2 protein-coding genes are annotated in these 480 nt (G+C 59.0%); both read right to left on the bottom strand.

The window, feature by feature from the left end:
• On the bottom strand, window positions 1–268 hold a 268-nt coding region (locus EOA29_RS39840; protein WP_145970179.1), incomplete at its 3' end, for an ABC transporter permease subunit.
• 60 nt (window positions 269–328) lie between these two features.
• Window positions 329–472 carry a transporter substrate-binding domain-containing protein gene (locus EOA29_RS39835; RefSeq protein ID WP_245468858.1) on the bottom strand — a complete coding sequence of 48 codons (144 nt, stop codon included), beginning with the start codon at window positions 470–472 and terminating at the stop codon, window positions 329–331.
• Window positions 473–480 lie beyond the last annotated feature (8 nt).

Below are 480 nucleotides of genomic sequence, written 5' to 3'. Positions count from 1 at the left end.
AGGCAATTTTCTGCACCCAATCGACGGAGCCGAAGAACAGCAGATAAATGACCAGTAGCCCCGGAACGCCGCGAACGACGATGCTGTAGGCATCGACAAGCTGTGACAAAGCCGGAACCCGGCGCCAACGAAGGATGGCAAGAGGTATCGCCGTCGCCAGCCCTATGACCGCGCCGAGAAAACCGATCAGAAGCGTTATTCCGGCGCCGCGCAGCAGCGCGAGGAGCCAGCCCTTCTCGATCATCAGCACCCAGATATCGTGCAACATGAAGACCATTCCATCAGGTCATCGCGGCATTGCCGCGACGGCCTGTTCCCCGTTGGATGACTACTTCTTGCACGCGATGGTGTAGTCGTCCTTGAACCAATTTTCCGAGGCGGCCTTCACCTTGCCGCTGTTGATCATGGCGCAAAGCGCGCTGTCCAGCTTGGCCTTCAGTGCGGAGTTGCCCTTGCGCAAGCCAACACCCATGCCGTAGC

Origin of the sequence: Mesorhizobium sp. M1E.F.Ca.ET.063.01.1.1 (assembly GCF_003998155.1) — a bacterium.
Taxonomy (GTDB): Bacteria; Pseudomonadota; Alphaproteobacteria; order Rhizobiales; family Rhizobiaceae; genus Mesorhizobium.
Note: the sequence above shows the minus strand (reverse complement) of the source record. Positions and strands in the feature narration are given on the sequence as shown.